At 42.6% G+C, this 5,902-nt stretch carries 5 protein-coding genes; all 5 read left to right on the plus strand.

Annotated elements, in window-relative coordinates; all coding sequences use genetic code 11:
- On the plus strand, positions 1-702 hold a 702-nt coding region (gene msrB, locus QZ359_RS08735; protein WP_293965865.1), incomplete at its 5' end, for a peptide-methionine (R)-S-oxide reductase MsrB.
- Between the two features lie 70 nt (positions 703-772).
- On the plus strand, positions 773-1,510 hold the full coding sequence (locus QZ359_RS08740; protein WP_293965867.1) for a response regulator transcription factor: 738 nt from the start codon (positions 773-775) through the stop codon (positions 1,508-1,510).
- Complete coding sequence (locus QZ359_RS08745; RefSeq protein WP_293965869.1) at positions 1,507-3,198, plus strand: sensor histidine kinase; 1,692 nt, start codon at positions 1,507-1,509, stop codon at positions 3,196-3,198. Before QZ359_RS08740 ends, QZ359_RS08745 begins: the two co-directional genes overlap by 4 nt.
- A gap of 114 nt (positions 3,199-3,312) precedes the next feature.
- Positions 3,313-3,876, plus strand: coding sequence for a TIGR01440 family protein (locus QZ359_RS08750; RefSeq protein WP_203175305.1), 564 nt, complete (start codon positions 3,313-3,315; stop codon positions 3,874-3,876).
- 2 nt (positions 3,877-3,878) lie between these two features.
- Positions 3,879-5,902, plus strand: a 2,024-nt coding sequence (locus QZ359_RS08755) for a G5 domain-containing protein (protein ID WP_293965874.1), incomplete at its 3' end; no start/stop codon positions are given.

Consider the following 5,902-nt stretch of genomic DNA (forward strand, 5'->3'; position numbering starts at 1 on the left):
AGCAAAAATAAACAAGGAAATGATGTGGGAACCCAGTACCGTACTGGTGTTTATTACACAGATGACAAGGATTTAGAGGTGATTAACCAAGTCTTTGATGAGGTGGCTAAGAAATACGATCAACCTCTAGCAGTTGAAAAGGAGACCTTGAAAAATTTTGTAGTGGCTGAGGATTACCACCAAGACTATCTCAAGAAAAATCCAAATGGCTACTGCCATATCAATGTCAATCAGGCGGCCTATCCCGTCATCGATGCCAGCAAATATCCCAAACCAAGTAATGAGGAATTGAAAAAGACCTTGTCACCTGAGGAGTATGCAGTCACCCAGAAAAATCAAACAGAACGAGCTTTTTCAAACCGTTACTGGGATAAATTTGAATCTGGTATCTATGTGGATGTAGCAACTGGCGAACCCCTCTTTTCATCAAAGGATAAGTTTGAGTCTGGTTGTGGCTGGCCTAGTTTCACCCAACCAATCAGTCCAGATGTTGCTACTTACAAAGAAGATAAGTCCTACAATATGACGCGCATGGAAGTAAGAAGTCGAGTGGGAGATTCTCACCTTGGCCATGTCTTTACGGACGGTCCACAGGACAAGGGTGGCTTACGCTACTGTATCAATAGTCTCTCTATCCGCTTTATTCCTAAAGACCAAATGGAAGAAAAAGGCTACGCTTATTTACTAGATTATGTAGATTAAGAGGGCTTTCCTAAGCAGTTAGAGGAGAATTTTGCTATACTGATACTAGTAAGTGACAAAGGAGAGAAGCATGACCTATACAATCTTAATTGTAGAAGATGAATATCTGGTAAGACAAGGCTTGACCAAGCTGGTCAATGTAGCAGCCTATGATATGGAAATCATCGGTCAGGCTGAAAATGGAAGGCAGGCTTGGAACTTGATTCAAAAGCAGGTGCCGGATATCATTTTAACCGATATCAACATGCCCCAGCTAAATGGTATCCAGTTAGCCAGTCTGGTCCGAGAAACCTATCCTCAGGTTCATCTAGTTTTTTTGACAGGCTACGATGATTTTGATTATGCCTTGTCTGCTGTCAAACTCGGTGTGGATGACTACCTGCTCAAGCCCTTTTCTCGTCAGGATATTGAGGAAATGTTGGGGAAAATAAAGCAAAAACTAGACAAGGAAGAGAAAGAAGAGCAGTTACAAGATTTACTGACCGATAAGTTTGAAGGAAACATGGCCCAGAAAATCCAGTCTCATCTGGCTGATAGCCAGTTTAGTTTAAAGTCTTTAGCCAGTGACTTGGGCTTTAGTCCGACCTATCTGAGTTCCTTGATTAAGAAAGAGCTGGGGTTGCCTTTTCAGGATTATTTGGTGCGAGAACGTGTCAAACAAGCCAAGCTTTTGCTTTTAACTACCGATCTGAAGATTTACGAGATCGCAGAGAAGGTTGGCTTTGAAGATATGAACTATTTTACCCAACGTTTTAAACAGATTGCAGGTGTGACACCTCGCCAGTTTAAGAAGGGGGAAGATCGATGAAACGTTCTTCTCTCCTAGTCAGAATGGTTATTTCCATCTTTCTGGTCTTTCTCATTCTCCTAGCTCTGGTTGGGACTTTCTACTATCAATCTAGTTCTTCAGCCATTGAGGCTACTATTGAGGGCAATAGCCAAACGACTATCAGTCAGACTAGCCACTTTATCCAGTCTTATATCAAAAAATTAGAAACCACCTCGACCAGTTTGACCCAGCAGGCAGATGTCCTAACCTATGCTGAGAATCCCAGTCAAGAAAAGGTCAAGGGAATTCGAGATTTGTTTTTGACCATTTTAAAGTCAGACCAGGACTTGAAAGCTGTTGTGCTGGTAACCAAATCTGGTCAGGTCATTTCTACGGATGATAGTGTGCAGATGAAAACTTCCTCAGATATGATGACTGAGGATTGGTACCAAAAGGCTATTCATCAGGGAGCTAAACCAGTTTTAACTCCAGCTCGTAAATCAGATAGCCAGTGGGTCATTTCTGTCACTCAAGAACTTGTTGATGCAAAGGGAGCCAATCTAGGTGTACTTCGTTTGGATATTTCCTATGAAACTCTGGAAGCCTATCTCAACCAACTCCAGTTGGGTCAGCAGGGCTTTGCTTTTATCATCAATGAAAACCATGAATTTGTTTATCATCCTCAACATACAGTTTATAGTTCGTCTAGCGAAATGGAGGCCATGAAACCCTATATTAAGACAGGGCAGGGTTACACTCCAGACCACCAATCCTATGTCAGTCAAGAAAAGATTGCTGGAACTGATTGGACGGTGCTTGGCGTGTCTTCGTTGGAGAAGTTAGACCAGGTTCGGAGTCAACTCATGTGGACCTTGCTTGGAGCCAGTTTCACATCTCTTCTTGCTTGTCTCTGCTTGGTGTGGTTTAGTCTTAAACGCTGGATTGCCCCTTTGAAGGATTTGAGAGAAACTATGCTGGAAATTGCTTCTGGTAATCAGAATCTTCGTGCCAAAGAAGCGGGTGCTTATGAATTGAGAGAGGTGACTCGCCAGTTCAATGCCATGTTGGATCAGGTTGATCAGCTGATGGTAGATATTCGCAGGCAGGAAGAAACGACCCGTCAGTACCAACTTCAAGCTCTATCAAGCCAGATTAACCCCCATTTCCTCTATAACACCTTGGACACCATCATCTGGATGGCTGAATTTCAAGATAGTCAGAGAGTGGTGCAAGTGACCAAGTCCTTGGCGACTTATTTCCGCTTGGCGCTCAATCAGGGTAAAGATTTGATTTGCCTGTCTGATGAAATTAATCATGTCCGCCAGTATCTATTTATCCAGAAACAACGCTATGGCGATAAGCTGGAATACGAAATTAATGAAAATCCTGCCTTTGATAATCTAGTCTTGCCCAAGCTAGTGCTACAACCTCTTGTAGAGAATGCTCTTTACCATGGCATTAAGGAAAAGGAAGGCCAGGGACATATTAGAGTTTCTGTTCAGAAACAGGATTCAGGACTGGTCATCCGTATTGAGGATGATGGAGTTGGTTTCCAAGATGCTAGCGATAGTAGTCAAAGTCAGCTCAAACGTGGGGGAGTTGGTCTTCAAAATATTGACCAACGGCTCAAACTTCATTTTGGAGAACATTACCAGATGAAGATTGATTCTAGGCCCCAAAAAGGGACGACGGTTGAAATATACATAAATAGAATAGAAACTAGCTAACTCCCAGTCAATTCTGGGAGTTTTATGCAGGTTGGAGTAAGATTTTCAGGTTGTCTATCTTGCTAAAAACAAGAAAAAACGATATGATAGATAGTGATAAAAGAGGTATCAAGTATGAAGGAAAAAGACATTCAAAGAGAGACAAGCCAGATTGTAGAAGATGTATTGGAAAAGGCCAATTTGAAGCAAGGATCTATCTTTGTTTTGGGCCTCTCTTCTAGTGAAGTGATAGGTGGTCAGATTGGCAAGGAATCCAGCCAAGAAATTGGCGAAATCATTGTGAAGACCATCCTAGATATCTTAGAGGAAAAAGAAATTCATCTAGCTGTTCAAGGTTGTGAACATGTCAATCGGGCTCTCGTTGTTGAACGTCAGGTTGCAGAGCAGTTTGGTCTGGAAATTGTCAGTGTCCTTCCTACACTTCATGCAGGAGGTTCGGGTCAGTTGGCAGCCTTCAAGTTTATGAAGGATCCAGTTGAGGTTGAATTTATCAAGGCTCATGCTGGATTGGATATCGGAGACACTGCAATTGGCATGCATGTTAAGCATGTTCAGGTTCCGATTCGCCCTCTTTTGAGAGAGATTGGTCATGCCCACGTAACGGCACTGGCTAGTCGTCCAAAATTAATTGGAGGTGCGCGTGCGCACTATCCGCAAGATTCTATTAGAAAGTCGTGAAAATGAGAAAAACAAAACAACAACTAGAAAAAATCACCAAATATTCGATTCGTAAGCTAACTGTTGGGGTAGGTCCTGTAGCCATCGGAGCCTTCCTTTTTGGAGCCAGTGCCCTTTCAGTAGATAAGGTTCAAGCCAATGAAGTTGGCAGTGCTCATAGTGTTCATTACCGTTATTTGGCGGAGCAGGAATTGACCGAGTCTGAAAAAGCCCTGATTCACCATGAGGTTCCTACAGAATTTCAAGATGATGATATTCTATATGTAGTTTATCGTAAGAAGGCAACTAACAGTCAACAACTTCCATACACAGGAAGTAAGGAACTAGCCTTGGCAGGTCTTGGTTTGGCAACGGCCTCACTAGCAGTCTTTTTGGTGTCCAAAAAAGGTCGTAAAGAGGTTCTAGGTGTTCTTATGATTGGTTCTTTAGGAGCCAGCACCTTTGTACCTTATGGAACATTTGCATTTGAAAATAAAGAATTGCTTTCTTATAACCAAACTATTTCGGCCACTACACATGAAGGTTTAGCTGAAGGGATTATTCATATTGATGGCTATGAGTACATTGGATACTTCAAGGAAGCAGAACTCCATCCATCAAGATCAGCTTCAGCTGAGAAGCCTCAGTTGCCAGTAGAAAAGCAAAATGCAAATGAAATCGAGAAAACAGAAGTCGTTCAAGAAAGACCTGCTGTCACTCCAGAAACTGTCATCGAAAAACCTGTAGTAGAGAATCCAGTTGCTCCTGCGGTTGAAGCAAAACCAGTTTCTGAGAAGCCTCAGGTTAGACAGGAAGAGAGCTTGGTTGAGATTCCTTTTGAAACGGTCACAAGCCCAGATGCGAATCTAGCAGAAGGACAGACTCGTATCGTCACAGCAGGAGTAAAGGGTCAGCGTCGTCTTGTAACTAAAGTATCGATGGTCAATGGTCAAGAAGTTAGAGAAGTCATTGAAGACCAAGTGGTTCAAACTCCTGTGTCGCAAGTCATTGCAGTCGGAACGAAGAAAGAGGTGCAACCTGCCCCAACTCCAGTACCACAAACTGAACCAAGCCACCAAGTAGCTAAAGGGACGCAAGAGGCAGGCAAAGAAGGTCAAGCACTAACACAGCCAGAATTGCCAGAAGCTACCGTAGAGTCTAAAGGAACCCAAGAGGCAGGCAAAGAAGGTCAAGCTTTAACTCAACCGGAATTACCAGAGGCTAAAGTAGAGTCTAAAGGAACTCAAGAGGCAGGTAAGGAAGGTCAATCTTTAACGCAACCGGAACTACCAGAAGCTATAGTAGAGTCTAAAGGAACTCAAGAGGTAGGTAAGGAAGGTCAAGCTCTAACACAACCGGAACTACCAGAGACTAAAGTAGAGTCTAAGGGAACTCAAGAGGTAGGTAAGGAAGGTCAATCCTTAACGCAACCGGAACTACCAGAAGCTATAGTAGAGTCTAAAGGAACCCAAGAGGAAGGTAAAGCAGGTCAAGCACTTGTTCAAGATCAATTACCTGAGTATAAGGTGACTGAGGGAACCCTTGTTGAAGAATCAACTACAGAACTTGACTACAAAACTGAAACTACTGAGGATCCAACTAAGTATACAGACGAAGAAACTGTCCTACGAAATGGTGAAAAAGGAAGTCAAGTTACAAAAACAACCTATAAAACGGTAGAAGGTGTCAAAACTGACCAAGTTCTTTCAACTAGCACAGAAGTTACCAAGGAGCCTGTAAACCAACAGGTAAGCCGTGGTACAAAACCAATTGAAGGAACTCTTGTAGAGGAAAGCCTTGAAAAGATTCCATTCGAAGAAAAGATTGAAGAAGATGCTCAACTGAAAAACGGTTTAGAAGTTGTAGCTCAAGAAGGTAAAGAAGGTCAGAAAAAAATCACCAAGACTTTTAATACCATTAAGGGAGTTAAAACAGAGGACGCTCCAAAAGTTACAGAGGAAATCCTTGAGGCCCCTCAAGACAAAATTTTGAAACGTGGTACCAAGAGCTTTGAAAAACCAGTATTGACCATCACAGCCTGTCTCTT

This window comes from Streptococcus sp. (assembly GCF_019414905.1).
Taxonomy (GTDB): Bacteria; Bacillota; Bacilli; order Lactobacillales; family Streptococcaceae; genus Streptococcus.

Excerpts from the sequence above, each read along its gene's own strand:
- QZ359_RS08740 (WP_293965867.1), top strand. The coding sequence starts at position 773 with ATGACCTATACAATCTTAATTGTAGAAGATGAATATCTGGTAAGACAA.
- QZ359_RS08750 (WP_203175305.1), top strand. The coding sequence starts at position 3,313 with ATGAAGGAAAAAGACATTCAAAGAGAGACAAGCCAGATTGTAGAAGAT.
- QZ359_RS08745 (WP_293965869.1), top strand. The coding sequence starts at position 1,507 with ATGAAACGTTCTTCTCTCCTAGTCAGAATGGTTATTTCCATCTTTCTG.